Raw genomic sequence first — 24,945 nt, 5'->3', positions numbered from 1 at the left:
GAGGGCAGATGAGCGAAGCACTCAAAGAACTTGGCACGCAGCTAGAGATAAAGCGGGTGGATTGCGTTCTGTCCTGGGATGTGACCCATGGTGAGCTGAACGTCGATGTGGCCCCGTCAAGCCTCGTGGAGTTTGTCGAGTTTTTGAAAACCGACCAAAGCTGCAAATTCTCGACGCTGGTCGATATCACGGGTGTGGACTACCCCGAACGGCCCAAGCGGTTCGACGTGGTGTACCATTTCCTGTCGATGTATCAAAACCAGCGTATTCGCCTGCGGGTTTCGATCCGCGAAGAAGATATGGTGCCTTCAATCACTGACATTCACCCCTCGGCCAACTGGTTCGAGCGTGAGGTGTTTGACATGTTTGGCATCCTGTTCTCAGGGCATCCCGACCTGCGGCGCATCCTGACCGACTATGGCTTCCGCGGCTATCCGTTGCGCAAGGATTTCCCGACCACCGGATATACCGAGGTGCGGTATGATGAGGCGCAAAAGCGGGTTGTCTATGAACCTGTCAGTCTGGTTCAAGAGTATCGTCAGTTCGATTTCATGAGCCCTTGGGAGGGTGCGAATTACATTTTGCCTGGAGATGAAAAACAGGAGACGTAGTCATGTTTGAGTTCCTGATCTGGATTGTGTTGGTGGTGGCGACGGTCGTACCGATGACCAAGCTATTGCCGCATTTCGGGATCAACAAGAACTGGGCGTTCGCATGCATCATCTCACCGGTCGTGCTTATCCTATTATGGATCATGGCCTTGAAGTTGCAAGAGATGGAGCGCCGCTGACATGATAGGTGAATTAATCGCATTGGGCGCGTTGGGCGTGCTGCTGGCAGGGGCCGCAGTGAAAGCGACCGAAGCTGAGAAGGTCCGGGTTCGGGCTGAAGCGAAAAAGAAAAAACGGGGGCGTTGATGGACGGCTCAAGATACGATGACGGCAGCACGGACGCGCTGAGCGGAGAACAGAAGATCCGCAATTTCAACATAAACTTCGGCCCGCAACACCCTGCGGCGCACGGAGTTTTACGCCTTGTGCTCGAGTTGGACGGCGAGATCGTCGAACGCTGCGATCCGCATATCGGCCTGCTTCACCGAGGCACCGAAAAGCTGATGGAAAGCCGGACATATCTGCAGAACCTACCATATTTCGATCGTCTGGATTACGTGGCACCGATGAACCAGGAGCATGCCTGGTGTCTGGCCATCGAAAAGCTGACTGGGGTCGAAGTTCCACGTCGGGGGTCGCTGATCCGGGTTCTGTATTCCGAGATCGGTCGTATTCTGAACCACCTGCTGAATGTGACTACGCAGGCGATGGACGTTGGGGCACTGACCCCGCCACTGTGGGGGTTCGAGGAACGCGAAAAGCTGATGGTGTTCTACGAGCGTGCCTGCGGTGCCCGCCTGCACGCCGCCTATTTCCGCCCCGGCGGTGTCCATCAGGACCTGCCGCCCGAATTGCTCGACGATATCGAGGCGTGGAGCCACGAATTCCCCGCCGTTCTGGACGATATTGACGGGCTACTGACCGAAAACCGCATCTTCAAGCAGCGCAACGCCGATATCGGCGTCGTGACCGAGGATGACATTCAGAAATACGGCTTCTCGGGCGTGATGGTGCGTGGAACGGGTTTGGCCTGGGATTTGCGCCGCGCGCAGCCCTATGAATGTTATGATGAGTTCGAATTCCAGATCCCCGTCGGTAAGAACGGTGACTGCTATGACCGTTATCTCTGCCGCATGGAAGAGATGCGCCAGTCGCTGCTGATCATCCGTCAGGCGATCGCCAAAATCCGCGAGTGCCCCGGTGACGTTCTGGCGCGCGGCAAGATCACCCCGCCTAAACGCTCGGACATGAAGACCTCGATGGAAAGCTTGATCCATCACTTCAAACTATACACCGAAGGCTTCCACGTCCCCGAGGGCGAGGTTTATGCCGCTGTCGAAGCCCCTAAGGGCGAGTTCGGCGTCTATCTGGTCGCCGACGGCACCAACAAACCCTACCGCGCCAAACTGCGCGCGCCTGGTTTCCTGCACCTGCAAGCCATGGACCATGTTGCAAAGGGCCACCAACTGGCCGACGTGGCCGCCATCATCGGCACCATGGATGTCGTATTTGGAGAGATTGACCGCTAATGCTCCGCCGTCTTCACCCAGAACAACCCGAAAGCTTTGCCTTCACTGCTGACAACCAGCAATGGGCCGAAGCGCAGATCACCAAGTACCCCGAGGGCCGTCAGGCCAGCGCGGTCATTCCGCTGCTGTGGCGCGCGCAAGAGCAGGAGGGTTGGCTGAGCCGTCCGGCTATCGAATCTGTCGCGGACATGCTGGGTATGGCCCATATCCGCGTGCTTGAGGTCGCGTCTTTTTACTTTATGTTCCAGCTGCAACCCGTTGGTTCCGTGGCACATATTCAGGTGTGCGGCACGACCTCCTGCATGATCTGCGGGGCTGAGGATTTGATCGCGGTTTGTAAGAAAAAAATCGCTGCCAAACCGCACGAGCTGTCTGCGGATGGTAAGCTGAGCTGGGAAGAGGTGGAGTGTCTTGGATCCTGCACCAATGCGCCGATGGCGCAAATCGGCAAGGACTACTACGAAGACCTGACCGCCGAGAGTTTTAGCAAGATCATCGACGACCTTGTATCTGGCAAGGTTCCCACGCCGGGGCCCCAAAACGGGCGCTATGCGTCGGAACCTTTGAAGGGTCTGAGTAGCCTGTCCGAGTATGAGGCGGGCAAGCCTCAGTACAACGCTAGTGTTGAACTGGCCACTGATTTGGGCGACACAGTCAAGCGGATCGACGGTACGGAAGTACCGATCCTGACGCCTTGGTTGGGCAAAGATGGCAAAGCCACCGCGAGTCAAGCGGCGCCCAAACCGCCTAAAGCGCCTGAGACTGGAAAGACTGCGGCGCAGCAAGGTGGCACCAAGAAATCGGCCAAGGCTGAACCGGCTTCGCCGGAAGGTGCTGCGGCCAAGGCGGACAGCACAGAGGTTCAGGAAGCCCAACCCGAAACGCTTAGCGCAGCGCGCGATGGTAAGGCGGACAATCTGAAACTGCTAAAAGGCGTCGGGCCCAAACTTGAACAGACGCTGAACGAGCTGGGCATTTATCATTTCGACCAGATCGCGGCGTGGTCGCCCGAGCATGTGGCTTGGGTGGATGAGCGGTTGCAGTTCAAAGGGCGGATTGAACGCGACGGCTGGATTGAACAGGCTAGGAAACTGGCGGCGGGTGAGGAAACCGAATTCGCCAAACGCGCCAAGGAAGATGGCACTTACGACGACGATTAAACGGTGCCCGGTTGGGGCATCAGGGTAAGATGGATAAGGACAAAGAACAGGCCATAGCCCGCAAGGGCCGTCATATTGGTGTAGTCATTGCCGCGACTATGCTGTTTTGGCTTGCCATGAACCTTTTTGTCGGACCCGCACTGGAATTGACGACGCGACATGCCCTGCTTTTTGACTTCGCTGCTCTGGCGGGTTTCATCTACGCGGGTGTCAACATTTTTCAACTCTGGCGGATGCGTCAGGATAGCCAAAGGTAACTAGCGATGCTGAAGGATCAGGACCGGATCTTTACCAACATCTACGGGATGCATGAGCGTACTTTGAAGGGTGCGCAAGCCCGGGGGCATTGGGATGGCACTGCTGGCCTGATGGAAAAGGGCCGCGACTGGATCATCCAGACGATGAAGGATTCAGGGCTTCGTGGACGGGGTGGCGCGGGTTTCCCGACGGGACTGAAGTGGTCCTTCATGCCCAAAGAAAGCGATGGACGTCCGGCGTATCTGGTTGTGAACGCAGATGAATCCGAACCCGGAACCTGCAAGGACCGCGAGATCATGCGCCACGATCCGCACACGTTGATCGAAGGCTGCCTGATCGCCTCTTTCGCGATGAATGCGCATACCTGCTATATCTACCTGCGCGGCGAATATATTCGCGAGCGTGAGGCGCTACAGGCTGCGATTGATGAGGCGTATGACGCGGGCTTGCTTGGCAAGAACGCTGCTGGCTCGGGCTGGGACTTTGACCTGTTTCTGCATCACGGGGCAGGGGCGTACATTTGCGGTGAGGAAACCGCTCTGATCGAAAGCCTTGAGGGCAAGAAGGGTATGCCGCGGATGAAGCCTCCGTTCCCGGCGGGAGCGGGCCTTTATGGGTGTCCGACGACGGTGAATAATGTGGAGTCCATCGCCGTTGTTCCTACGATCCTACGCCGTGGTGCTGACTGGTTTGCGGGTTTTGGCCGTCAGAACAATGCAGGCACCAAACTGTTTGCGATTTCGGGCCACGTGAATAACCCCTGCGTCGTTGAAGAGGCGATGTCGATTTCTTTTGAGGAGTTGATTAAAATCCATTGTGGCGGGATTCGTGGCGGTTGGGACAATCTGCTGGCGGTGATCCCGGGCGGCTCGTCCGTGCCATGTGTGCGCGGTGAAAACATGCGCGATGCGATCATGGATTTCGACTACCTGCGCAACGATCTGGGCTCGGGTCTGGGTACGGCTGCGGTAATCGTGATGGACAAGTCCACCGATATCATCAAGGCGATCTGGCGCCTGTCGAAATTCTATAAGCATGAAAGCTGCGGTCAGTGTACGCCGTGTCGCGAAGGCACAGGCTGGATGATGCGTGTTATGGACCGCCTTGTGCGTGGTGAGGCCGAGTTGGAAGAAATCGACATGCTGTTCGATGTGACCAAACAGGTCGAAGGCCACACGATCTGCGCGCTTGGTGATGCGGCCGCCTGGCCGATCCAAGGTCTGATCCGCAACTTCCGCGAAGAGATCGAAGACCGCATTAAGGCTCAGAAATCGGGCCGCATGGGCGCTATGGCGGCGGAGTAACCTGATGGACCTGTTTGCAGAATATGGCCATGCTGTCGCATCGGTTGTCATATTTTCCCTGATAATCTTGGTGCTGGCACCTTTTTCAGCCTTGGCCAAGCAATCCAAGGGTTTGGCACCCGGTGCAGCCCCAGCGCAGGACTATTCCGACAGTGCGTATCGTTTGAACCGGGCGTACCTGAATGGGACTGAGACACTGCCCGCGTATGTTGCGGTCACGGTCGCGGCCATTCTGATGGGGGTCAGCCCGTTCTGGGTGAACCTGCTGGCCTCGATCGCGCTGGTCGCGCGCGTGGCGATGTTGGTGGTGCATATTCGGGGCATCGGCAAACCAAATAGTGGCTTGCGCTCGGTCACTTATGTGATCGCGTGGGCTTGCATGGTGGCGATGGGTGTAATGGCGACGGTGGCTGCGTTCTAATGGCAAACTCGGGGAATATTCAGATGAAGGCCCAACATCTCCTTACGGGTCGGTTCACGATGCTGGGTGCGTTGGCCGCCATATCTTTTGTCGCGGCTTGCGGTGGAGTCGGGATTTCGTCTTCCAGCGATCGGGTTTTTTTTGACGGCCACTACTTCCGGGCCAACGCGAAACCGGTCGACAAGAAAGCAACGCCGACAGAATTCACAGTGGTCGTGAACGACGTATCGGCATCGCTGGACGGCGCGCGCGAAGCAGGACGGTTCGAAGGAACAAAATTCTGCATCTATAATTTTGGAACGTCCCAAATTCTTTGGAAGGTTGGCCCGGATACCGATCCGCAGGCGCTCAGCATTGTTGACGACAAGCTGACCTTTATAGGGGCATGCCAACGACCATGAGGCGTGCTTGCGCATATCACGCCATGACGCGGGGGATGTTATTGCATAGCACCTCGGCGGCAGGCCGTCTTGGGTTTCCCAAGACGAAAGGACTGGTCATGTCTGGTGTGAAACTGCTTGCAATTTTGTCTGTGCTGGCCCTGCCAACGGTAGCAAAAGCGAAACCGCCGCTGCGCGACGTAAAAGAGATCGACGACGAGCTTTACTATATCGCTATTGCGAACGAGATCTCAGAATACTGCCCCTCAATCAATGGTCGACGCCTGAAGGCGATTGGCGTGATGTGGGGGCTGAAGTCCAAGGCAAATAACCTCGGCTACTCGGACGATGAAATCCGGGCATATGTAGAATCCGACGCCGAAAAGGACAGAATGCGCGCCAAGGGCGAGGCATATTTGGCCCGGAACGGTGTGAGTTACAAAGATCAGAACTCTTTCTGCGCATTAGGGCAGAAGGAAATCGAAAGAAACAGCGCCGTTGGCGTGTATTTGAGGGCGAACTAGATCATGTCTGACCTCCGCAAAGTTAATATCGACGGGCAAGAAATCGAAGTCGATGGTGCAATGACCCTGATTCAGGCTTGCGAACAAGCTGGGATCGAGGTGCCGCGCTTTTGCTATCACGAGCGTCTTTCCATTGCCGGAAATTGCCGTATGTGCCTTGTTGAAGTTGTGGGCGGACCGCCGAAACCTGCAGCATCCTGCGCGATGCAGGTACGCGACTTGCGCCCGGGACCGGAAGGTCAGCCGCCAGTGGTCAAAACCAATTCACCTATGGTCAAAAAGGCCCGCGAAGGGGTGATGGAGTTCCTGCTGATCAACCATCCGCTGGATTGCCCGATTTGTGACCAGGGCGGCGAATGCGATCTGCAGGATCAGGCGATGGCTTATGGTTTGTCGGGGTCGCGGTTTAAAGAGGCAAAGCGCGCGGTAGACGATCTGGATTTGGGGCCGTTGGTGGGCACCGCGATGACCCGCTGCATCAGTTGCACCCGCTGCGTGCGCTTTACGACCGAGGTGGCCGGGATCACGCAGATGGGACAGACCGGGCGCGGTGAGGATGCTGAGATCACCTCGTATCTGAACCAGACGCTGGACTCGAACCTGCAAGGTAATATTATCGACCTTTGCCCGGTTGGGGCGCTGACGTCCAAGCCCTATGCGTTCACTGCACGTCCATGGGAGCTGACCAAGACCGAGAGCATCGATGTGATGGACGCTCTGGGTTCGAACATCCGGGTGGACACCAAGGGGCGTGAAGTCATGCGCTTTCTGCCGCGTAACCATGATGGCGTGAACGAGGAATGGATCAGCGACAAGACGCGGTTTGTGTGGGACGGCCTGCGTCGTCAGCGCTTGGACAAGCCGTATGTGCGCGAAAACGGCAAACTGCGTCCGGCCTCGTGGCCTGAAGCGTTGAACAAAGCTGCCGAGGCGCTGAAAGGGGCCGAAAAACCTGCAGGACTTGTGGGTGATCTGGTACCGGTCGAGGCCGCGTTTGCCTTGAAACAGATGATCGAAGGGCTGGGCGGAATTGTCGAATGCCGAACCGACGGTGCCCGGTTGCCTGCTGGAAACCGGGCGGCTTATGCCGGAACCGCCGCAATCGAAGATATCGACACGGCCGAGCGGATATTGCTGATCGGTACCAACCCACGAGACGAAGCTCCGGTACTCAACGCCCGTATCCGCAAGGCCTGGGCACATGGGGCAGAGGTCGCTGTGGTCGGGCCGGCGGTTGATCTGACGTATGAGTATCAGCATATGGGTGATGACCGCGCAGCCTTGCAAAAAGTCGTCGACATGGGCGGTGACGATGAGATCAAGGGCAAAGCCTCGTTGGTAATTATTGGTCAAGGCGCCCTGAAAGAAGCGGACGGGGCCGCTGTTCTAGCTGCGGCACAAACCATTGCCGCCAATACCGACAGTGGCCTGATCGTGTTGCATACAGCAGCGTCTCGGGTTGGCGCGATGGACGTAGACGCAACAAACGAAGGCGGCATGGAAGCCATAAGTGCGGCGGATGTGATCTACAACCTCGGTGCAGATGAGATTGAGATTGGGGAAGGCGCATTTGTCATCTATCAGGGCAGCCACGGTGACCGTGGTGCGCATCGCGCTGATGTGATCCTTCCGGGCGCGGCCTATACCGAGGAAAACGGCCTGTTCGTGAACACCGAGGGTCGTCCGCAACTGGCAGCGCGTGCTGGTTTCGCACCGGGTGAGGCCAAGGAGAATTGGGCGATCCTGCGTGCCCTTTCGGCAGAGCTGGGTGCAAAACTTCCCTATGACTCACTGGCGCAGCTTCGCACAGCGTTGATCGAAGCGGTGCCGCATCTGGCGCGAATTGACGAAGTCATTGAAAACAAGGTGGAACCACTGGAAGTGGCTCCACTGGGCAAGGGGACCTTCCGAAATGCGTTAGGTGACTTTTACCTGACCAACCCGATTGCTCGGGCCTCGCAATTGATGGCCGAACTGTCGGCACAGGCACAGGCACGCAAGTCCGAGAAGATCGCGGCGGAATGATCCAGTCTTGTTTCATATCCTTGAAGCGGGCCTGCGATACGCTGGGCCAAGAAATGCGTGTGAAACGCAATAAAAAGGGTGGCGCTGGGGCGGCGGATGCTGTTTACACCAACGCGCCGACCCAGCCGCAATTTGCGCAGGCATATGGCCTAAGCATCGTTTGCGGAAAACGGAATACCCACGGTGTGAGGACCAATGGCTGATTTCTTTAACACCCCAGGCGGAATAGCCTTTATCATTCTGGCACAAGTGCTTGCCGTTGTTGCATTTGTGATGATTTCGCTATTGTTCCTCGTGTATGGCGACCGCAAGATTTGGGCAGCGGTCCAGATGCGGCGCGGTCCAAACGTGGTCGGCGTGTATGGCTTGCTGCAAACAGTCGCGGATGCGTTGAAATACGTGGTCAAAGAGGTCGTTATCCCGGCCGGTGCGGACCGTACCGTCTTCATGCTTGCACCACTGACAAGCTTTGTGCTGGCGATGATCGCGTGGGCAGTGATCCCGTTTAACGATACCTGGGTTCTTTCAGATATCAACGTTGCCATTCTGTACGTATTCGCCGTTTCCTCGCTTGAGGTTTATGGCGTGATTATGGGCGGTTGGGCGTCGAACTCAAAGTATCCGTTCCTGGGTTCTCTGCGCTCTGCGGCACAGATGATTTCATACGAAGTATCGATCGGCCTGATTATCATCGGTGTCATCATTTCCACCGGCTCGATGAACTTTGGCGACATCGTCCGCGCACAAGACGGGTCGTTTGGGTTCTTCAGCTGGTATTGGCTGCCGCACTTCCCGATGGTTTTCCTGTTCTTTATTTCGGCGCTGGCGGAAACCAACCGTCCGCCGTTCGACCTGCCTGAGGCGGAATCGGAATTGGTTGCCGGGTATCAGGTCGAATATTCGGCCACGCCCTTCCTGCTGTTCATGGCTGGTGAATACATCGCCATCTTTTTGATGTGTGCTCTTACCACGTTGTTGTTCTTTGGCGGATGGCTGTCGCCCATTCCGGGTTTGCCGGATGGCGCGCTGTGGATGGTCGCGAAGATGGCGTTCTTCTTCTTCCTGTTCGCAATGGTCAAGGCGATCACGCCGCGCTACCGCTATGACCAGCTGATGCGTCTGGGCTGGAAAGTCTTCCTGCCGTTCTCGCTGGTCTGGGTGGTCTTTGTGGCCTTTGCGGCAAGATTTGACTGGTTCTGGGGCGCATTCGCCCGCTGGAGCGTAGGAGGCTGATTATGACTCAAATCGACTATACCCGCGCCGCGAAATATTTCCTGCTGCAGGACTTCTGGGTAGGTATGAAGCTGGGGTTGAAATACTTCTTTGCCCCAAAGGCCACCGTAAACTACCCGCATGAGAAGGGGCCACTGTCGCCGCGCTTCCGTGGTGAACACGCCCTGCGTCGCTACCCGAATGGTGAGGAACGCTGTATCGCTTGCAAGCTGTGCGAGGCGATTTGCCCCGCGCAAGCGATCACCATCGACGCAGAACCGCGCGAAGACGGCAGCCGCCGCACCACGCGCTACGACATCGACATGACCAAGTGCATCTATTGCGGCTTCTGCCAAGAGGCCTGCCCGGTCGATGCCATCGTCGAGGGTCCTAACTTTGAATTTGCCACGGAAACCCGCGAAGAGCTATTTTACGACAAGGAAAAACTGCTCGATAACGGTGAACGTTGGGAAGCTGAAATTGCCCGGAATCTGGAAATGGACGCACCTTACCGATGAGTGACAGCCCGACAAATCCGTTCGAGCTGATGATGAAGCAAGCTCAGGACATGGCCAAAGCGATGAACCCGGCGATGGAGAATTTCTCGCCCAAGGGGTTCGAGGCGCTGTGGCCGACCATGCCCAAAGAGGTCATGGAGATGATGTTCGGCAACGCCGTCAACAAGGATGGGTTGGATGCGAAGACCCGCCTGCTTCTGACGCTGGCGGGGCTGACCTGTCAGGGCGCGCAGGCCGATACCGCTGTGCGCCAGACTGTCCGCCACGCGCTTGAAGCCGGGGCCAGAAAACAAGAGATCGTGGAAACGATCGGTCAGATGTCGGTCTTTGCCGGCATCCCGGCCATGACCCGAGCGCTGGATCTGGCGCAAGAGCTCATGGGAGACAACGAGGATGAGGATCAATGACCGTCTTTGCCTTCTACCTTTTTGCCATCGGCGCCATAACCGGAGGGCTGTTCACGGTGATCAGCCGCCAACCGGTGCATTCGGTGCTGTGGCTGATCCTGTCCTTCCTGTCCTCGGCGGGGCTGTTCGTGCTGCTTGGGGCTGAATTCGTGGCGATGCTGCTGATTATCGTCTACGTGGGCGCGGTCGCGGTGCTGTTCCTCTTTGTGGTGATGATGCTGGACGTGGACTTTGCCGAACTGAAGGCCGAGATGGCGCGCTATATGCCGCTGGCACTGCTGATCGGTCTGGTCATCCTGATGCAGTTCGTCATGGCCTTTGGTGCCTGGGACAGCGCGCAGGGTGCTGCGGCCAATCTGGCCCAACCGGTTCCGACAGACCGTCACAACACCGAGGCGCTTGGCGTCATTCTTTATGATCAATACTTCCTTCTGTTCCAACTTGCGGGCCTGATCCTGCTGGTGGCCATGATCGGCGCAATTGTTCTGACGCTGCGCCACCGCAAGGACATCAAACGTCAGGACATCGTCGGCCAGATGATGCGCGACCCGGCCAAGGCGATGGAGTTGAAGGACGTGAAACCGGGGCAGGGGTTGTGAAGCATAACTCCACAATAGCACTCATGCTCATCATGTTTGTGATGAGTAACGCGGCACTGGCCTGTTCGCCAGCGCCCGTCAACGAGGGATGGAAGTTTAAGTCGGTCCACCCAGACTGTTCTTTTAAGAATGGCGGGCGTGGAAAATGGAATTCTTTCAGCGGGGAGCCAGTCATAGACATAGGCAATGGCCGCATTGGACAAAGATTGAATAGCGGCGATGCGTGCTTCTCTCAACAGTACCTCTTCTTCATGGATTGCTCAATTGCAGACGGAATTATCATCGGTGGGCAACTAGTTGGCTCGGAGACAGTAATTGCTGAAGATGGTCAAAAAGTTGTGTCGCATCCTATAGGCATTCATGAGTCAATCGAACTCATTCAACAGCCGCAGGGACCAATAGGCTTGAATGATCAGACCACCGTGTCTGAATTGCAGAATATCGCAAAAAACCAAGGTTATCGCAGTAGCTCTAGTCTTGATGCGTTCTTTGGCAGAACTGCGGATCAAAAGAAAGTCGACTACACCTGCGGCTGCAAACTCTACTACCCCGACTCGCCAGGAGCGAAGCTATGATCGGACTTGAACACTATCTTACGGTCGCGGCGACGCTGTTCGTCATCGGCATCTTCGGTCTCTTTCTGAACCGCAAGAACGTCATCATCCTGCTGATGAGCATCGAATTGATGCTGCTGGCGGTGAATATCAACCTCGTGGCGTTTTCCAGCTTCCTCGGCGATCTGGTCGGGCAGGTGTTTACGCTGTTCGTCCTGACCGTTGCAGCGGCCGAGGCGGCGATTGGGCTCGCCATTCTGGTTTGCTTCTTCCGCAACCGCGGCTCGATTGCGGTTGAAGACGTCAATATGATGAAGGGGTAAGAGACAATGGAAACGACCATCCTCTTTGCCCCGCTGGTGGGTGCGCTGATTTGCGGGTTCGGCTGGAAATTCATCGGCGAGAAAGCCGCCATGTGGACATCCACTGGCCTGTTGTTCCTGGCCTGTGTGCTGTCGTGGATCGTGTTCTTCACCTTCGATGGCGTCACCCAACAGATCGAAATCATGCGCTGGATCGAGAGCGGATCGCTGTCGACTAGCTGGGCCATTCGTCTGGATCGACTAACTGCGATCATGCTGATCGTGGTAACGACCGTTTCGGCGCTCGTGCACCTCTATTCCTTCGGGTACATGGACCACGATCCGCAATGGCGTGAGGGCGAGAGCTATAAGCCGCGTTTCTTCGCTTACCTATCCTTCTTCACCTTTGCGATGTTGATGCTGGTGACCGCCGACAATCTGGTGCAGATGTTCTTTGGCTGGGAAGGCGTGGGTGTCGCGTCTTATCTGCTGATCGGATTCTACTATCGCAAGCCGAGCGCAAATGCCGCTGCGATGAAAGCGTTCATCGTCAACCGGGTGGGTGACTTTGGTTTTGCCTTGGGGATCTTCGCGCTGTTCTTCCTCACGGACAGCATCAATTTCTCAGACATATTTGCCTCGGCGCCGCAGTTGGCGGAAACGCAGCTGACCTTCTTGTGGTCTGAGTGGAACGCCATCGAAGTGATCTGCGTCCTGTTGTTCATCGGTGCGATGGGTAAATCTGCACAGCTGATCCTGCACACCTGGTTGCCGGATGCGATGGAGGGCCCGACGCCTGTGTCTGCGCTGATCCATGCCGCGACGATGGTAACGGCGGGTGTGTTCCTTGTGTGCCGGATGTCACCGCTGATGGAGTTTGCGCCGGGTGCGACAGGGTTTGTCACCGTACTGGGCGCAAGCACAGCCTTTTTTGCCGCGACCGTTGGGTTGGTGCAAACCGACATCAAGCGTGTCATCGCGTATTCGACCTGTTCGCAGCTTGGCTATATGTTCGTGGCCGCTGGGGTCGGGATGTACTCCGCTGCGATGTTCCATCTGTTCACGCACGCCTTCTTCAAAGCGTTGCTGTTCCTCGGCGCGGGCTCGGTTATTCATGCCATGCACCACGAACAGGAAATGACCGAATATGGTGGGCTGAGGAAAAAAATCCCATATACCTTTTGGGCGATGATGATCGGTACGCTGGCGATCACAGGGGTTGGTATTCCGCTGACGACGATCGGTTTCGCTGGGTTCCTGTCCAAGGACGCCATCATCGAAAGCGCCTATGCAGGTGGGTCGGCCTATGGCTTCTGGTTGCTGGTCGTCGCGGCAGCGTTCACATCCTTCTATAGCTGGCGTTTGATATTCCTGACTTTCTATGGCGAACCTCGCGGGGACAAGCATAAGCATGAGCACGCGCATGAAAGCCCGATGACCATGCTTGTGCCACTGGGTGTGCTGTCCCTTGGGGCGGTATTCGCCGGAATGATCTGGTATGGCAATTTCTTCGGTCATGCAGACAAGGTCGGCAAATTCTACGGCATTCCCGTGGCTGAGGCGTCAGAACATGCTGAGGTTGGCGATCACGCGGAGGCGGCCACGCATGGCGATGAAGGTCACGCGGATGACGCTCAAGGCGATGCCCATACGGATGAGGGCCATGGCGAGAAAGACGCGCATGGCGACCACCACTACGCGTTTGTCGGCGAACCGGGTGAAGGCGCGCTTTACATGGCGCCGGACAACCATGTTCTGGACGATGCGCACGCGGCTCCGAAATGGGTCAAGGTCTCGCCGTTTGTGGCGATGGTCCTAGGTTTTAGCATGGCTTACTGGTTCTACATCGTCAATCCGTCGCTGCCGGGTCGTTTGGCGCAGAACCAGCGTCCTTTGTACCTGTTCCTGCTAAACAAGTGGTACTTCGACGAAATCTACAACGCGATCTTCGTCAAACCCACTGTGGCGATTGGGCGGTTCCTGTGGAAGCGCGGTGATGGCAACACCATCGACGGTTTCCTGAACGGGGTTGCAATGGGCGTTGTTCCGTTCTTCACCCGCCTCGCAGGTAAAGCGCAGACGGGCTACATCTTTACTTACGCCTTCTGGATGGTTCTGGGCATCGCAGCCCTTGTCACCTGGATGTCGATTGGCGGAGGCGCACAATAATGGACAATATCCTCTCCATCGTCACCTTCATCCCCGCTGTGGCGGCTGGCATTCTGGCCCTGTTCCTGCACGGTGATGACGCCGCCGCTCAGCGCAATGCGAAGTGGGTTGCGCTTGTGGCGACCACAGTAACCTTCCTTGTTTCAATCGGGATCTACACCAGTTTCGACCCCTCAAACACCGGCTTTCAGATGGTGGAAGAAGGCGAGTGGTTGCTGGGCTTGAAATACAAGATGGGCGTGGACGGCATCAGCGTGCTGTTCGTTTTGCTGACGACCTTCATCATGCCGCTGACCATTTTGGCCAGTTGGAACGTGACCGACCGAGTCAAGGAATACATGATCGCCTTCCTGTTGCTGGAAACGCTGATGCTGGGCGTGTTCATGGCGCTGGATCTGGTGCTGTTCTATCTGTTCTTTGAGGCAGGGCTGATCCCGATGTTCCTGATCATCGGCATCTGGGGCGGCAAAGAACGCATCTATGCCAGCTTCAAGTTCTTTCTGTACACCTTCCTCGGTTCGGTGTTGATGCTTGTGGCGATGGTGGCAATGTATGCTGATGCAGGCACTACGGATATTGAGGCACTGATGAACCATCAGTTCTCGTCCGAGGGGTTCACCGTTCTGGGCATCTACATCGTCGGCGGAATGCAGACGCTGATGTTCCTGGCTTTCTTCGCCTCGTTTGCGGTGAAAATGCCAATGTGGCCAGTACACACCTGGTTGCCAGATGCCCACGTGCAAGCGCCGACCGCCGGTTCGGTCGTACTGGCGGCAATCCTGTTGAAGATGGGCGGCTATGGCTTTCTTCGGTTCAGCCTGCCGATGTTCCCGGTAGGGTCGGCTGTGATGACTGATCTGGTGCTGTGGATGTCGGCGATTGCCGTGGTCTACACCTCACTGGTTGCGCTGGTGCAGGAGGATATGAAAAAGCTGATCGCATATTCTTCGGTCGCACATATGGGCTTTGTCACCATGGGCATTTTTGCGGCAAACCAGCAGGGCATTGACGGTGCGATCTTCCAGATGCTCAGTCACGGGTTCATTTCGGCGGCACTCTTCCTGTGTGTGGGCGTAATCTATGACCGGATGCACACGCGCGATATTGAGGCTTATGGTGGGCTGGTCATTCGGATGCCTGCCTATGCGTTGGTCTTCATGCTGTTCACCATGGCCAATGTCGGCCTGCCGGGCACATCTGGGTTCATTGGGGAATTCCTGACCCTGATGGGCACGTTCCAGGTGAACACTTGGGTGACGGCCGTGGCCGCAACAGGTGTCATTTTCTCGGCAGCCTATGCGCTGTGGCTCTACCGTCGGGTCGTGTTTGGCGACTTGATCAAGGAAAGCCTCAAGGCGATGACAGACATGAGTTCGCGTGAGCGGCTGATCTTTGCGCCACTGATCGTGATGACGATCCTTCTGGGCGTTTACCCGTCGCTGGTGACCGATGTGATCGGCAACTCGACGGCTGCCCTTATTTCAAACTATGACACGGCTCTGGCCGCGGCTGAGGCCGCGACCCAGACGGCCGCGTCGCAGTAGGGAGCTTTGGAGAAATGATCCAAGCTGATCTGACAATAATCCTGCCAGAGATCATTCTGGCCGTATACGCGATGGCCGCTCTGATCGGGGCCGTTTACACGACCAAGGACGCACTGGCGCCGGTTCTGGTCTGGACGACGGCCGGGGTGATGGCGCTCTTGTCTTTCTGGATTGCGACAAACGGCGACGGCACAAATGTGGCGTTCAACGGCATGTTCGTGGATGACGGATTCTCGCGCTTTGCAAAGGTTGCGATCCTGCTGTCGGCGGCTGCGGTCTTGGTGATGAGCCAAGACTATATGGCGCGTCGCGATATGCTGCGGTTTGAATATCCGCTGCTGGTGGCTTTGGCTGCCGTGGGTATGATGATGATGGTCAGCGCGGGCGACCTGATGTCGCTGTATATGGGGCTAGAGCTTCAGTCACTGTCTCTCTACGTCGTGGCCGCTTTGCGCAGGGACAGCTTGAAATCGACCGAGGCTGGCTTGAAGTACTTCGTACTTGGGGCTCTCAGCTCGGGTCTTCTGTTGTATGGCGCATCGCTGGTCTACGGTTTTACCGGAACCACTCTGTTCTCGGGCATCATCCAGACAGTTCAGCACGGAGAGATCTCGGTTGGTCTGTTGTTCGGCCTGGTGTTCCTGATCTCGGGTCTGGCCTTCAAAGTCTCGGCTGTTCCGTTCCATATGTGGACGCCAGACGTCTATCAAGGTTCGCCCACGCCGATCACGGCCTTTTTCGCCACCGCGCCGAAAGTCGCGGCCATGGCGCTGTTTGCACGCTTGTTACATGACGCGTTTGGTGGGGTGATCGCGGATTGGCAGCAGATCATCGTGCTGCTTTCAGTACTATCGATGCTGTTGGGAGCCGTTGCTGCCATCGGTCAGCGGGATATCAAACGACTGATGGCTTTCTCGTCCATCGCTCATATGGGGTATGCTTTGATTGGTCTAGCTGCAGGGACAGAGCTGGGCGTCAAGGCGATGCTGATGTATCTGGCGATTTATGTAACCATGAACATCGGTACTTTTGCCTTCATCCTGATGATGGAACGGGATGGCAAGCCCGTCACGGATATCGACGCGTTGCGGCAATACGCCAAACGCGATCCGGGCAAAGCATTGGCGGTGCTGATCCTGATGTTCAGCCTAGCCGGCGTGCCGCCGATGCTGGGCTTCTTCGCCAAGTTTGGCGTTTGGCAAGCTGGCGTCAGCGCGGGGTTGATCGGTTTGGTCATCGTTTCGGCAATCGCGTCGGTGATTGGTGCGTTCTACTATCTGCGGATTGTCTTTTACATGTACTTCGGTGCCGAAAACGAAGATTCAATTGAAACGCGCGCGACGCCGGTTCTGTGGGTCGCATTGATGGGGTCAGCCGCACTAATGCTGGTTGGTGTTTTCTACCAATTCGGTATCGAAGGCGCGGCAGCGGCTGCGGCGGCTACGCTTGTCAACTGACGTGTTGGACATCCAATCGCAGGAGGCTCGGTCGACAGGCCGAGCCTTTTTACCATGACAGACTGGCCGCAGGGATACGGCCTGCATATCTTGCAAGAGGTCGACAGTACCTTAAACGAGGCCACCCGGCTTGCGCCAACGGCGTCCGGCCCGGTGTGGATCATGGCACATCACCAAACCGCCGCGCGCGGACGGCGCGGTCGGGCCTGGGTCAATCCCAAGGGAAACCTGGCCGCCACGTTGTTGATGCGGCCGCAGGGTAATCCGGGGCAGGCAGCTTTGCGCAGCTTTGTTGCGGCACTTGCGGTGTTCGATGCCTGTATCGCGGTGACAGGACGCGCTGCGGGACTGTCTTTGAAATGGCCGAATGACGTGTTGCTGAACGGCGGCAAACTTGCAGGTATCCTGCTGGAAAGCACTGGGCAGGGCGGTGCGGTATCGCATTTGGCAATCGGAATTGGCGTGAACCTGTCCGAAGCGCCGACAACCAATGTCGTCGAACAGAATGCGGTGCGCCCGGTATCGCTGCTGTCTGAGACAGGTGCGGCAGTTTCGCCCGACGATTTTCTGACAGAATTGGCGGCGGCCTACGCGCGATATGAAACGCAGTTTACGACCCTTGGGTTCGAGCCGATCCGTACCGCGTGGCTGTCCAGGGCAGCAAGGCTGGGAGAGGTGATTACCGCCCGAACATCCACGTCCAAAACGGTTGGAACATTTGAAACCGTGGACTCCGACGGCAACCTTGTCTTAAAGACCGCAAAGGGCCGCATTGGCATTCCTGCGGCGGACGTGTTTTTCTGAAGGGGGCCCGGATGCTTCTGGCAATTGACTGCGGTAACACAAACACCGTTTTCTCGATCTGGGACGGCAATAAGTTCCTGTGTACGCTGCGAACTTCGACTCATCACTCGCGCACGGCGGATGCTTACTTCACTTGGTATTCGACGTTGGTGAAACATTACGGGATTGATGCGGAAATAAACGATGTGGTGATTGCATCAACTGTGCCGCGCGTGGTGTTCAACCTGCGCATCTTTGCTGATCGTTTCTTTGGCTGCCGACCGCTTGTTGTTGGTAAACCGGAATGCCTGCTACCTGTCGCGCCGCGTGTGGACGAAGGAACGATCCCCGGCCCGGACCGCCTTGCCAACGCCGTGGGCGCGTTTGACCGCCATGGCGGGGACGTGGTTGTGGTCGATTTCGGAACGGCGACGAATTTCGACGTGGTGGCGTCGGACGGGGCTTATGTCGGTGGCATCATCGCGCCGGGCGTGAACCTTAGCCTTGAGGCGTTGCACCAAGGGGCGGCGGCGCTGCCCCATATCGATATTACCCGACCGGAAAAAGTGATTGGTACAAATACGGTTGGCTGTATCCAATCCGGCGTGTATTGGGGCTATTCCGGTTTGATCGAGGGGCTGATCGCCCGGATCAAGGCAGAATACGGAATGCCGATGAAGGTGGTCGGCACCGGTGGGCTTGCGCCTTTGTTCGATCAGGCGGATGTCGGGTTTGACGCAATCGAAGACGATCTGACGATGCACGGGCTGACCGTGATCCATCGCTACAACAAGGAAAATGGCTCGACATGAGCAGTGAACGACTGATCTATCTGCCGCTGGGTGGTGCCGGCGAAATTGGCATGAATGCCTATGTCTATGGCTATGGACAGCCAGGACAGGAACGTCTGATCCTTGTGGACCTTGGCGTGACCTTCCCGGATATGGACACAACGCCGGGCGTCGACCTGATCTATGCTGACATATCATGGCTGCGCGAGCGGGCTGACCAGCTTGAAGCCGTGTTCGTAACTCACGCGCATGAGGATCACGTCGGGGCCGTGGCGCATTGTTACGAGGCGCTCGGTGCGCCGATTTACGCACGTGCCTTTACCGCGAATATCGCGCGGCGCAAGATGGAGGAGCACGGACACCCAGACGACGCGGTGCATACGGTTTCGGCCTGGCCCGAGAACGTTACGGTTGGACCGTTTACTGTTGGCTTCCTGCCCGTGTCTCACTCGATTCCCGAAAGCGCGGCACTGGTGATTGACACGCCCGCGGGCCGGGTTGTGCATTCGGGGGATTTCAAGCTGGATGCGAACCCTGTGGTGGGTGAACCGTTCGACCCCGAGCTTTGGGCCAGCGTTGCGAAAACCGGCGTTAAGGCGCTGATCTGTGACAGCACCAACGTGTTCTCCCCGCATGATGGCCGCTCGGAAGCGGAAGTTGTTCCTGAAATTACAAAACTGGTCGAAAGCGCCGAGGGCATGGTTGTGGCAACAACTTTTGCCTCAAACGTTGCCCGCGTTAAAACGCTGGCCGAAGCGGGCCAGCGGGCAGGGCGCTCAGTCGTCTTGTTGGGGCGCGCCATGCGGCGAATGATCGAGGCGGCGACAGAGACGGGCATACTCTCGGATTTCCCAAAAGTCATCAGCGCAGAAGAGGCCGTGGACGTACCGCGCCAGAACCTGATGCTGATCGTGACCGGCAGCCAAGGCGAACGCCGTGCCGCCAGTGCGCAATTGGCGCGGGGCAAGTATCGTGGGTTAGAGTTGAAGGAAGGCGATCTGTTCCTGTTTTCGTCCAAGACCATTCCGGGAAATGAGCGGGGAGTGATCTTTATCATCAACCAACTCAGCGAAAAGGGAGTCGATGTGGTCGATGACAGCTCGGGTCTGTATCACGTCTCTGGCCATGCGAACCGACCTGATCTTGAGAAAGTGCACGCGCTGATAGACCCGCAGGTGGTGATCCCGATGCATGGGGAACATCGCCACTTGCGCGAACACACCAAGCTGGCCGAGGCCGGCGGGAGAACGGGTGTTTTGGCGATCAACGGAACGATGGTTGACCTTACAGGCAATGCGCCCAAGGTGGTTGATTACGTCGAAACCGGTCGCACCTATCTGGACGGCACGGTCAAGATCGGTGCGCTGGACGGGGTCGTACGTGACAGGATCCGCATGGCCTTGAATGGGCATGTGACTGTGACCGTCATTCTGGATGAAGAGGATGAACCGCTGGGTGAACCGTGGTGTGACACAATGGGTCTGCCCGAAACCGGCACGTCGCGCGCCGCCCTGGTTGAGGTATTGGAGGAAGACTTGAACCAGTTCCTCATGCGCGCGGATGCCAAGACTCTGCGTGACGACGACAAGCTGGAAGAAGCCATGCGTCGCATCGTGCGTCAAACTGCCAGGGCCGAAATCGGTAAAAAGCCCGAAGTGACCACCGTCATCAGCCGAATGAAGTGACGCTTAGTCTGTGTTCGGCATCGGATGCCCTTTAAGCTGTAGGAACAGGCTTTGTTCCTCGGTATGCAGGAAGAGGGGAACGTTTGAGGGCGGCTCGGGGTTTGTAACCCGGGCCGCCACTTCGGCCAGAACGACCTCAGTTATAAACGGCAGGTCCAATTCGCGCGCCCGGTTCAATGGGACCCATTGCAGGTGGGACAGCTCATCCGAAGCGCGGCTGAAATCGTCAGGGTCCCCTTGGATGGCATTGGCATCGACAAGGAAAAACCGCGCATCGAAACGGCGGGGGCGACCCGGCGGGGTCACGGCGCGGAATACGAACTGAAGGGCACTGGCCGTTGGTCGGAAACCCATGCGCGCAAATTCCTGCCAATCCGCAGGAATTGATCCTTGCCAATCGCCACGCTCACCAAGAACCAATCCGGTTTCCTCCCACAATTCGCGGATCGCCGCTGCGGCCAAAGCGTTCTGCAAACCGGGAGCGGATCGTTCGTCCAGCCTTTCGCTGCATAGTGCGGGCAAGGGGGCGACCAACGGGACAGAGCCGTCTGCCGTGTCGACCGCGCCACCGGGAAACACAAACTTGTTGGGCATAAAAACAGCTTTTGCGCCGCGCTGTCCCAATAGTATCGAGGGGTTCGTCAGTCGATCGCGCAGAACTATGACCGTTGCCGCATCCCGTATCGCGGATTTATCCTCTGTCATGCGCTGTGCGATCTCGTGAACAAGGTCATTGCTCTTTTTCGAAACCGTGCATGCGACGTGCCCATTGATAGGCAACGACGGCGCCTTTCAGACGGGGCAGCAAAAACAGCGACAGTGCCGTACAACCGATCGCAAAGATCAAGAACATGGTCAGCGGCTCGGGGCGAAATTCAACATATGTGACGTGCAAAGCGGGCGCCAGCAGGTGACCAACGACCAGAATGGTCAGATAAGCCGGGCCGTCATCCGCCCTATGGTGAAACAACTCCTGTCCGCAATGGCCGCAGTTGTCCTGAACCTTCAAATAGCCCCGCAGAACCTTTCCCTTACCGCATTTCGGGCAACGGCCCCGGAAGCCGTTGACAAGTGCGGGCCAGGTTGGCCTGTCATTTTCGGTCGTGGTTTCGATCGTCTGGTCTGTCATTTTGAAACTCGCGCTTTCACTTGCGCGCGATACTGCTCTGGTTTTGCCTCACAGAAAAGGGGGGTGCGTCGCTTTGTGACGCGAAGCCGCGGCAACGCTTCAACAAAATTTTCGAACAAATTTCGACGGAACCGGTACTGCTGTGCGTTTAGTCTTTTGTAGGCGGCGGCAAAGGGCCGCAAAACAAAGGGAAAACGACATGAACAGCGCCAAATTTATTCCGGCCATTCTGATCGCGGCTGTTGCCGTTACCGGCACATCGCTTTTGGCAGCCGGATCAAGTATTCGTGAACCTGTGAACTTTCAGGAATTGGACGCCAATGGCGACGGCCAACTGACGCGGGAAGAAATGGAAACCCATCGCGCGCAGCGATTCTCTCAGTCTGACATTAATGGCGATGGACAGCTGAGCATTGATGAGGCGCAGGCGGCAGCTCAGCAACGCGCCAATGATCGTGTGGCAAAGATGTTTGAAAGGCATGACGCCAATCAGGACGGCTTTCTGAGCCAGGACGAGTTGCCCAAGCCGCGCCGGGCTGGCAAGATGTTTGACCGTATCGACGCGGATAACAGTGGGACGATCTCAGAGCAGGAATTTGCCGATGCAAAAGCGCGGATGGGCCGGAAGCACCGCAAAGGCGGCAACGCAGACGCCGACGATAGCTGATGAAGGATGGAGGATCTGACCTCCATTCCACAGGATGTTCGTGGCGCCGACGGCGCTGCGGACACCTCGGACGACGCGTTGTTGCGGCAATTTGCAGACGGTGATGCGGCGGCCGCGCGTGTGCTGACCGATCGGTTGGGGCCACGGTGTTTCTCGGTTGCGATGCGGATGCTGGGCAACCGGGCCGAGGCCGAAGACGTCACCCAGGATGCCATGATGCGGCTTTGGAAAATGGCGCCGAACTGGGTGGCTGGGCAGGCCAAAGTGACCACTTGGCTTTACCGTGTCACTTTGAACCTATGTGTAGATATGCAGCGCAGGAAGCGGCCTGACCGTCTGGACGATGTCCCCGAACCCGAGGATGAAGACCCAAGCGCTGTTGAAAGACTGCAGGAGGCAGCGCGTAAAGATGCTTTGCAGGTGGCGTTGTCACAATTGCCAGACCGGCAGAGGCAAGCGGTTATCTTGCGGCATATCGAAGAACTGCCCAATCCCGACATCGCTGGGATCATGGGCATTTCAACGGAAGCGGTGGAAAGTCTGACTGCGCGCGGAAAACGCGCCTTGGCGGCAATACTGGCCGGACGGCAGGATGAACTGGGGTATGAAGATGGCTGAAGACGAGATGGACCTTGATCAATTGCTAGCCAAGGCGCGGCAAACCCAACCCGATCTGCCTGATGATCTGGCCGTGCGCATCGTGACGGATGCCGAGAAGGTACGCCTTGACCGTCTGAAACCTGCTTCGTCGTCCCGGCGTTCGGTCTGGGTACGAATGCTGGACGGGATTGGCGGCTGGCAGAGCATGGGCGGTCTGGTCGCGGCCAGTGCGGCTGGCGTCTGGATCGGCTTGTCCGCGCCTGATTTCTTGCCCGATCCGGCCGCGATCATATACCCGCAGGAAAACAGCTTTGTGGTCGCTGACCTCGGGCTGGATGCAACATTTCTGGAGGACGCCGAATGAGCGATCAATCCAAGCCCAAAAGGCGGTGGGTGACGATCCTGTTATTTGTTTCGCTGGCGCTGAACCTTTTGGTGGCCGGGGTCGCCTTGGGCACTGTCTACCGTTTCAAAGGGGATAGCCATGGCAAGGCGCCCCCCGGCTTTGGACCAGCGCTGTACCGGGCCTTGCCAAATGCGGAACGCAAAGCTCTGCGCGGCGAACTGTATGAACGGCATATCCAAGGCGCGAAAATGCGGTCTCAGGGTTTTACGGCGCTTCAGACAGCTCTGCGTGCCGAACCCTTTGATCCAGTACCTGTAAATACATTGCTCGATCAACAGGCGCAAGCCATGGCCGAATTGCAAACTGCCCTTCAGGAAGAATGGTTAGAGCGCATAACTGCCATGACCGGCACAGAACGAAAGGCGTATGCAGACAGGTTGCAACAGGTGATCAAACGTAAAACGCATCGGCGCAAACCATCCGAGTGATTGAGTTAGGCTGCGCTTGGCAGTAGTCGGACCTGATTTCGCCCCGCTGACTTGGCAGCGTAAAGCGCTGTATCGGCCGATTTGATCAATCCATCCAGCCGTTGAGACTGATGCGAGTATGTCGACACGTTAGGTTGGGCCGCGATCAACCCAATACTGATCGTAACCGGGATTGGGGCAGCGGAGTCCGGAAGATCAAACGGCTTTTCCCGAATGCAGGCACACAGGTTTCCTGCCAGATCCAGCGCCTTTGCCTGAGTGGTGTCTGACAAGCCTATCATGAATTCCTCACCACCTATTCGCGCAATGAACCCGGCAGAGCCCAGAATTCGCTCCATTCGTGTGGCGGCCTCGGCCAGCACAATATCTCCTCCGGTATGGCCGAACCTGTCGTTGATTGCCTTGAAGTGATCAAGATCGGCCAGCATTATGGCAAAGCCCTTCCCGGACCGTGCGGCCTTGCGCGCGATCTGATCAATTGCGCGCATGGCATACCGGCGGTTGTGCAGTCCGGTTAGCGGATCAACCCAGGATTCGACCAATCCCTGCTTTAACGAGGCGCGCATCTGGTCCAGCCGGGCCTTTCGCGCGATCTGGTTTTCTAGCCGCAACACCGTTTCATCCGCGCAGAAGGGGCCCATGCAAATCACATCAGCCCCCCGGTCAAGCGCGTCTGATGCCAGATGTGCATTTTCTTCCTGAAGAACTCCGACCAGAACCGTGTGCCGTGTGGTGCTACGCGATTTCAGATCGGCCAGCAGTTTAAGGCCCGACGGCCCTGCGCTGACTTCGAACACAATGGCATCCGGCACGGGCCCCGACAAAACAGCCTGAAGGTTTGATGTAGTATGTGCTGACAGACTGTATCGCGTCCGTTTCGACAGGGCATTCTGCCATAGGGCGCTGGTGCGCGGCGTTTGTGTCAGAATGGCCACGCGGGCCGTTTTCGCGGGTGAAATGAACGCAGCAATGGATTCAGCAAAACCGATCGGGTGCGAGCTGTTTTCTACCTGTAGTTCTTGCGTCTCGGCCCGAGCGCGCAACAGGCTGCGCACCCGCGCCAACAGAAATGTATCCTTGAACGGATGCGCCAGTACGTCGTCCAACCCGTCTGACAGCGCCTTTAGACGTGCGGCCTTGTCATTCTGCGGTGCGATGGCAACCACAGGAACATCCACTAGGTCAGGATCTGCCAACACCAGCTTTTTCACATCCGCAGCCGACCCATCCGGCAGGGTCTGAGATGTCAGTACCAGATCCGGCTTGGTGCGCCGCAACAACCCTGCAAGGCCCTGTAGCTTTTCACCCTGTACAACGTGATACCACGCCGCAGTCAGCTGAACCTTCAGCATGATGCGATTGGTTGAGGTCCCGTCTAGGACAAGGATCGTTCCCTGCACGGACATATCTGTCACCATTGATTGCATGCGTTGCCAAAGTGTTTATGAGTCTGGTTAACAAACCCTTTCCAACACCTGATCT

General features: G+C 57.1%; 30 protein-coding genes. 27 read left to right on the top strand and 3 right to left on the bottom strand.

Annotated elements, in window-relative coordinates:
- Window positions 1-8: 8 nt before the first annotated feature.
- The 23 genes from AC2FIT_RS13420 to AC2FIT_RS13310 all read left to right on the top strand — a co-directional run bounded on the left by AC2FIT_RS13420 (window position 9) and on the right by AC2FIT_RS13310 (window position 20,233).
- Window positions 9-611: an NADH-quinone oxidoreductase subunit C gene (locus AC2FIT_RS13420; protein WP_496830212.1), complete on the top strand. Its 603-nt coding sequence runs from the start codon at window positions 9-11 to the stop codon at window positions 609-611.
- A gap of 2 nt (window positions 612-613) precedes the next feature.
- A complete protein-coding gene (locus AC2FIT_RS13415; protein WP_068335552.1) occupies window positions 614-790 on the top strand; it encodes an NADH dehydrogenase in 177 nt (58 codons plus the stop codon).
- 1 nt (window position 791) lies between these two features.
- On the top strand, window positions 792-917 hold the full coding sequence (locus AC2FIT_RS13410) for a hypothetical protein (protein WP_267885766.1): 126 nt from the start codon (window positions 792-794) through the stop codon (window positions 915-917).
- A complete protein-coding gene (locus AC2FIT_RS13405) occupies window positions 917-2,140 on the top strand; it encodes an NADH-quinone oxidoreductase subunit D (RefSeq protein ID WP_496830209.1) in 1,224 nt (407 codons plus the stop codon). The genes AC2FIT_RS13410 and AC2FIT_RS13405 overlap by 1 nt, the downstream gene beginning before the upstream one ends.
- Entirely contained in the window at window positions 2,140-3,300 is a 1,161-nt protein-coding gene (locus AC2FIT_RS13400) for an NADH-quinone oxidoreductase subunit E (RefSeq protein WP_496830208.1), read from the top strand. The genes AC2FIT_RS13405 and AC2FIT_RS13400 overlap by 1 nt, the downstream gene beginning before the upstream one ends.
- A gap of 29 nt (window positions 3,301-3,329) precedes the next feature.
- Window positions 3,330-3,557: a DUF5337 domain-containing protein gene (locus AC2FIT_RS13395; protein ID WP_496830206.1), complete on the top strand. Its 228-nt coding sequence runs from the start codon at window positions 3,330-3,332 to the stop codon at window positions 3,555-3,557.
- Window positions 3,558-3,563: 6 nt separating this feature from the next.
- Complete coding sequence (gene nuoF, locus AC2FIT_RS13390) at window positions 3,564-4,862, top strand: NADH-quinone oxidoreductase subunit NuoF (protein WP_496830204.1); 1,299 nt, start codon at window positions 3,564-3,566, stop codon at window positions 4,860-4,862.
- Window positions 4,863-4,866: 4 nt separating this feature from the next.
- Window positions 4,867-5,283 (top strand): MAPEG family protein, encoded by a 417-nt coding sequence (locus AC2FIT_RS13385; protein WP_496830202.1) that lies wholly within the window; start codon window positions 4,867-4,869, stop codon window positions 5,281-5,283.
- A 23-nt stretch (window positions 5,284-5,306) separates the two neighbouring features.
- Window positions 5,307-5,684 carry a hypothetical protein gene (locus AC2FIT_RS13380; protein WP_496830200.1) on the top strand — a complete coding sequence of 126 codons (378 nt, stop codon included), beginning with the start codon at window positions 5,307-5,309 and terminating at the stop codon, window positions 5,682-5,684.
- Window positions 5,685-5,719: 35 nt separating this feature from the next.
- Window positions 5,720-6,187, top strand: coding sequence for a DUF5333 domain-containing protein (locus tag AC2FIT_RS13375; RefSeq protein ID WP_496830198.1), 468 nt, complete (start codon window positions 5,720-5,722; stop codon window positions 6,185-6,187).
- A gap of 3 nt (window positions 6,188-6,190) precedes the next feature.
- Window positions 6,191-8,212, top strand: a complete 2,022-nt coding sequence (nuoG, locus tag AC2FIT_RS13370) for an NADH-quinone oxidoreductase subunit NuoG (RefSeq protein ID WP_496830196.1) — start codon at window positions 6,191-6,193, stop codon at window positions 8,210-8,212.
- A 195-nt stretch (window positions 8,213-8,407) separates the two neighbouring features.
- Entirely contained in the window at window positions 8,408-9,445 is a 1,038-nt protein-coding gene (gene nuoH, locus AC2FIT_RS13365) for an NADH-quinone oxidoreductase subunit NuoH (protein ID WP_068335537.1), read from the top strand.
- 2 nt (window positions 9,446-9,447) lie between these two features.
- Window positions 9,448-9,942: an NADH-quinone oxidoreductase subunit NuoI gene (gene nuoI / locus AC2FIT_RS13360; protein WP_039524264.1), complete on the top strand. Its 495-nt coding sequence runs from the start codon at window positions 9,448-9,450 to the stop codon at window positions 9,940-9,942.
- Window positions 9,939-10,349, top strand: coding sequence for a carboxymuconolactone decarboxylase family protein (locus AC2FIT_RS13355; RefSeq protein ID WP_496830193.1), 411 nt, complete (start codon window positions 9,939-9,941; stop codon window positions 10,347-10,349). Before nuoI ends, AC2FIT_RS13355 begins: the two co-directional genes overlap by 4 nt.
- On the top strand, window positions 10,346-10,948 hold the full coding sequence (locus tag AC2FIT_RS13350) for an NADH-quinone oxidoreductase subunit J (protein WP_496830191.1): 603 nt from the start codon (window positions 10,346-10,348) through the stop codon (window positions 10,946-10,948). Before AC2FIT_RS13355 ends, AC2FIT_RS13350 begins: the two co-directional genes overlap by 4 nt.
- A gap of 23 nt (window positions 10,949-10,971) precedes the next feature.
- Window positions 10,972-11,523, top strand: coding sequence for a hypothetical protein (locus AC2FIT_RS13345; RefSeq protein ID WP_496830189.1), 552 nt, complete (start codon window positions 10,972-10,974; stop codon window positions 11,521-11,523).
- Entirely contained in the window at window positions 11,520-11,825 is a 306-nt protein-coding gene (nuoK, locus tag AC2FIT_RS13340; RefSeq protein ID WP_050602759.1) for an NADH-quinone oxidoreductase subunit NuoK, read from the top strand. The genes AC2FIT_RS13345 and nuoK overlap by 4 nt, the downstream gene beginning before the upstream one ends.
- Before the next feature lie 6 nt (window positions 11,826-11,831).
- Window positions 11,832-13,973, top strand: coding sequence for an NADH-quinone oxidoreductase subunit L (gene nuoL / locus AC2FIT_RS13335; protein WP_496830187.1), 2,142 nt, complete (start codon window positions 11,832-11,834; stop codon window positions 13,971-13,973).
- On the top strand, window positions 13,973-15,517 hold the full coding sequence (locus AC2FIT_RS13330) for an NADH-quinone oxidoreductase subunit M (RefSeq protein ID WP_496830185.1): 1,545 nt from the start codon (window positions 13,973-13,975) through the stop codon (window positions 15,515-15,517). Before nuoL ends, AC2FIT_RS13330 begins: the two co-directional genes overlap by 1 nt.
- Before the next feature lie 14 nt (window positions 15,518-15,531).
- The gene (nuoN, locus tag AC2FIT_RS13325) at window positions 15,532-16,974 is read left to right on the top strand and encodes an NADH-quinone oxidoreductase subunit NuoN (RefSeq protein WP_496830183.1); all 1,443 of its coding nucleotides are present in this window, start codon (window positions 15,532-15,534) and stop codon (window positions 16,972-16,974) included.
- A gap of 54 nt (window positions 16,975-17,028) precedes the next feature.
- Window positions 17,029-17,778 (top strand): biotin--[acetyl-CoA-carboxylase] ligase, encoded by a 750-nt coding sequence (locus tag AC2FIT_RS13320; protein WP_496830181.1) that lies wholly within the window; start codon window positions 17,029-17,031, stop codon window positions 17,776-17,778.
- An 11-nt stretch (window positions 17,779-17,789) separates the two neighbouring features.
- Complete coding sequence (locus tag AC2FIT_RS13315; protein ID WP_496830179.1) at window positions 17,790-18,569, top strand: type III pantothenate kinase; 780 nt, start codon at window positions 17,790-17,792, stop codon at window positions 18,567-18,569.
- A complete protein-coding gene (locus AC2FIT_RS13310) occupies window positions 18,566-20,233 on the top strand; it encodes a ribonuclease J (protein WP_496830177.1) in 1,668 nt (555 codons plus the stop codon). Before AC2FIT_RS13315 ends, AC2FIT_RS13310 begins: the two co-directional genes overlap by 4 nt.
- A 3-nt stretch (window positions 20,234-20,236) precedes the next feature.
- On the opposite strand, the gene AC2FIT_RS13305 is transcribed toward AC2FIT_RS13310, so the two are convergent.
- The gene (locus AC2FIT_RS13305) at window positions 20,237-20,938 is read right to left on the bottom strand and encodes an NUDIX hydrolase (protein ID WP_496830175.1); all 702 of its coding nucleotides are present in this window, start codon (window positions 20,936-20,938) and stop codon (window positions 20,237-20,239) included.
- Window positions 20,939-20,963: 25 nt separating this feature from the next.
- Complete coding sequence (locus AC2FIT_RS13300; RefSeq protein WP_496830173.1) at window positions 20,964-21,362, bottom strand: DUF983 domain-containing protein; 399 nt, start codon at window positions 21,360-21,362, stop codon at window positions 20,964-20,966.
- Window positions 21,363-21,561: 199 nt separating this feature from the next.
- Between AC2FIT_RS13300 and AC2FIT_RS13295 the strand changes: the two genes are divergently transcribed.
- The 4 genes from AC2FIT_RS13295 to AC2FIT_RS13280 are packed head-to-tail and all read left to right on the top strand — an operon-like array spanning window position 21,562 to window position 23,463.
- Window positions 21,562-22,029: an EF-hand domain-containing protein gene (locus AC2FIT_RS13295; RefSeq protein WP_496830171.1), complete on the top strand. Its 468-nt coding sequence runs from the start codon at window positions 21,562-21,564 to the stop codon at window positions 22,027-22,029.
- Between the two features lie 6 nt (window positions 22,030-22,035).
- A complete protein-coding gene (locus tag AC2FIT_RS13290) occupies window positions 22,036-22,647 on the top strand; it encodes an RNA polymerase sigma factor (protein ID WP_496830169.1) in 612 nt (203 codons plus the stop codon).
- Window positions 22,634-22,993: a hypothetical protein gene (locus AC2FIT_RS13285; RefSeq protein ID WP_496830167.1), complete on the top strand. Its 360-nt coding sequence runs from the start codon at window positions 22,634-22,636 to the stop codon at window positions 22,991-22,993. The genes AC2FIT_RS13290 and AC2FIT_RS13285 overlap by 14 nt, the downstream gene beginning before the upstream one ends.
- Entirely contained in the window at window positions 22,990-23,463 is a 474-nt protein-coding gene (locus AC2FIT_RS13280; protein WP_496830165.1) for a periplasmic heavy metal sensor, read from the top strand. Before AC2FIT_RS13285 ends, AC2FIT_RS13280 begins: the two co-directional genes overlap by 4 nt.
- A 5-nt stretch (window positions 23,464-23,468) precedes the next feature.
- Here AC2FIT_RS13280 and AC2FIT_RS13275 read toward each other — a convergent pair whose 3' ends face one another.
- Entirely contained in the window at window positions 23,469-24,890 is a 1,422-nt protein-coding gene (locus AC2FIT_RS13275) for a diguanylate cyclase (protein ID WP_496830163.1), read from the bottom strand.
- Window positions 24,891-24,945 lie beyond the last annotated feature (55 nt).

Source organism: Ruegeria sp. YTSA135, from assembly GCF_059610165.1.
Note: the sequence above shows the minus strand (reverse complement) of the source record. Positions and strands in the feature narration are given on the sequence as shown.

Bases quoted from the DNA above. Each gene is read 5' to 3' on its own strand.
- nuoG (WP_496830196.1), top strand. From the start codon at position 6,191: ATGTCTGACCTCCGCAAAGTTAATATCGACGGGCAAGAAATCGAAGTC.
- nuoH (WP_068335537.1), top strand. From the start codon at position 8,408: ATGGCTGATTTCTTTAACACCCCAGGCGGAATAGCCTTTATCATTCTG.
- AC2FIT_RS13375 (WP_496830198.1), top strand. From the start codon at position 5,720: ATGTTATTGCATAGCACCTCGGCGGCAGGCCGTCTTGGGTTTCCCAAG.
- AC2FIT_RS13290 (WP_496830169.1), top strand. From the start codon at position 22,036: ATGGAGGATCTGACCTCCATTCCACAGGATGTTCGTGGCGCCGACGGC.
- AC2FIT_RS13400 (WP_496830208.1), top strand. From the start codon at position 2,140: ATGCTCCGCCGTCTTCACCCAGAACAACCCGAAAGCTTTGCCTTCACT.
- AC2FIT_RS13275 (WP_496830163.1), bottom strand. From the start codon at position 24,890: ATGCAATCAATGGTGACAGATATGTCCGTGCAGGGAACGATCCTTGTC.
- AC2FIT_RS13415 (WP_068335552.1), top strand. From the start codon at position 614: ATGTTTGAGTTCCTGATCTGGATTGTGTTGGTGGTGGCGACGGTCGTA.
- AC2FIT_RS13305 (WP_496830175.1), bottom strand. From the start codon at position 20,938: ATGACAGAGGATAAATCCGCGATACGGGATGCGGCAACGGTCATAGTT.
- AC2FIT_RS13410 (WP_267885766.1), top strand. From the start codon at position 792: ATGATAGGTGAATTAATCGCATTGGGCGCGTTGGGCGTGCTGCTGGCA.
- nuoF (WP_496830204.1), top strand. From the start codon at position 3,564: ATGCTGAAGGATCAGGACCGGATCTTTACCAACATCTACGGGATGCAT.
- nuoI (WP_039524264.1), top strand. From the start codon at position 9,448: ATGACTCAAATCGACTATACCCGCGCCGCGAAATATTTCCTGCTGCAG.
- AC2FIT_RS13395 (WP_496830206.1), top strand. From the start codon at position 3,330: ATGGATAAGGACAAAGAACAGGCCATAGCCCGCAAGGGCCGTCATATT.
- AC2FIT_RS13385 (WP_496830202.1), top strand. From the start codon at position 4,867: ATGGACCTGTTTGCAGAATATGGCCATGCTGTCGCATCGGTTGTCATA.
- AC2FIT_RS13295 (WP_496830171.1), top strand. From the start codon at position 21,562: ATGAACAGCGCCAAATTTATTCCGGCCATTCTGATCGCGGCTGTTGCC.
- nuoK (WP_050602759.1), top strand. From the start codon at position 11,520: ATGATCGGACTTGAACACTATCTTACGGTCGCGGCGACGCTGTTCGTC.
- AC2FIT_RS13405 (WP_496830209.1), top strand. From the start codon at position 917: ATGGACGGCTCAAGATACGATGACGGCAGCACGGACGCGCTGAGCGGA.
- AC2FIT_RS13420 (WP_496830212.1), top strand. From the start codon at position 9: ATGAGCGAAGCACTCAAAGAACTTGGCACGCAGCTAGAGATAAAGCGG.
- nuoL (WP_496830187.1), top strand. From the start codon at position 11,832: ATGGAAACGACCATCCTCTTTGCCCCGCTGGTGGGTGCGCTGATTTGC.
- AC2FIT_RS13380 (WP_496830200.1), top strand. From the start codon at position 5,307: ATGAAGGCCCAACATCTCCTTACGGGTCGGTTCACGATGCTGGGTGCG.
- AC2FIT_RS13310 (WP_496830177.1), top strand. From the start codon at position 18,566: ATGAGCAGTGAACGACTGATCTATCTGCCGCTGGGTGGTGCCGGCGAA.
- AC2FIT_RS13330 (WP_496830185.1), top strand. From the start codon at position 13,973: ATGGACAATATCCTCTCCATCGTCACCTTCATCCCCGCTGTGGCGGCT.
- AC2FIT_RS13320 (WP_496830181.1), top strand. From the start codon at position 17,029: ATGACAGACTGGCCGCAGGGATACGGCCTGCATATCTTGCAAGAGGTC.
- AC2FIT_RS13345 (WP_496830189.1), top strand. From the start codon at position 10,972: ATGCTCATCATGTTTGTGATGAGTAACGCGGCACTGGCCTGTTCGCCA.
- AC2FIT_RS13315 (WP_496830179.1), top strand. From the start codon at position 17,790: ATGCTTCTGGCAATTGACTGCGGTAACACAAACACCGTTTTCTCGATC.
- AC2FIT_RS13280 (WP_496830165.1), top strand. From the start codon at position 22,990: ATGAGCGATCAATCCAAGCCCAAAAGGCGGTGGGTGACGATCCTGTTA.
- nuoN (WP_496830183.1), top strand. From the start codon at position 15,532: ATGATCCAAGCTGATCTGACAATAATCCTGCCAGAGATCATTCTGGCC.
- AC2FIT_RS13355 (WP_496830193.1), top strand. From the start codon at position 9,939: ATGAGTGACAGCCCGACAAATCCGTTCGAGCTGATGATGAAGCAAGCT.
- AC2FIT_RS13300 (WP_496830173.1), bottom strand. From the start codon at position 21,362: ATGACAGACCAGACGATCGAAACCACGACCGAAAATGACAGGCCAACC.
- AC2FIT_RS13350 (WP_496830191.1), top strand. From the start codon at position 10,346: ATGACCGTCTTTGCCTTCTACCTTTTTGCCATCGGCGCCATAACCGGA.
- AC2FIT_RS13285 (WP_496830167.1), top strand. From the start codon at position 22,634: ATGAAGATGGCTGAAGACGAGATGGACCTTGATCAATTGCTAGCCAAG.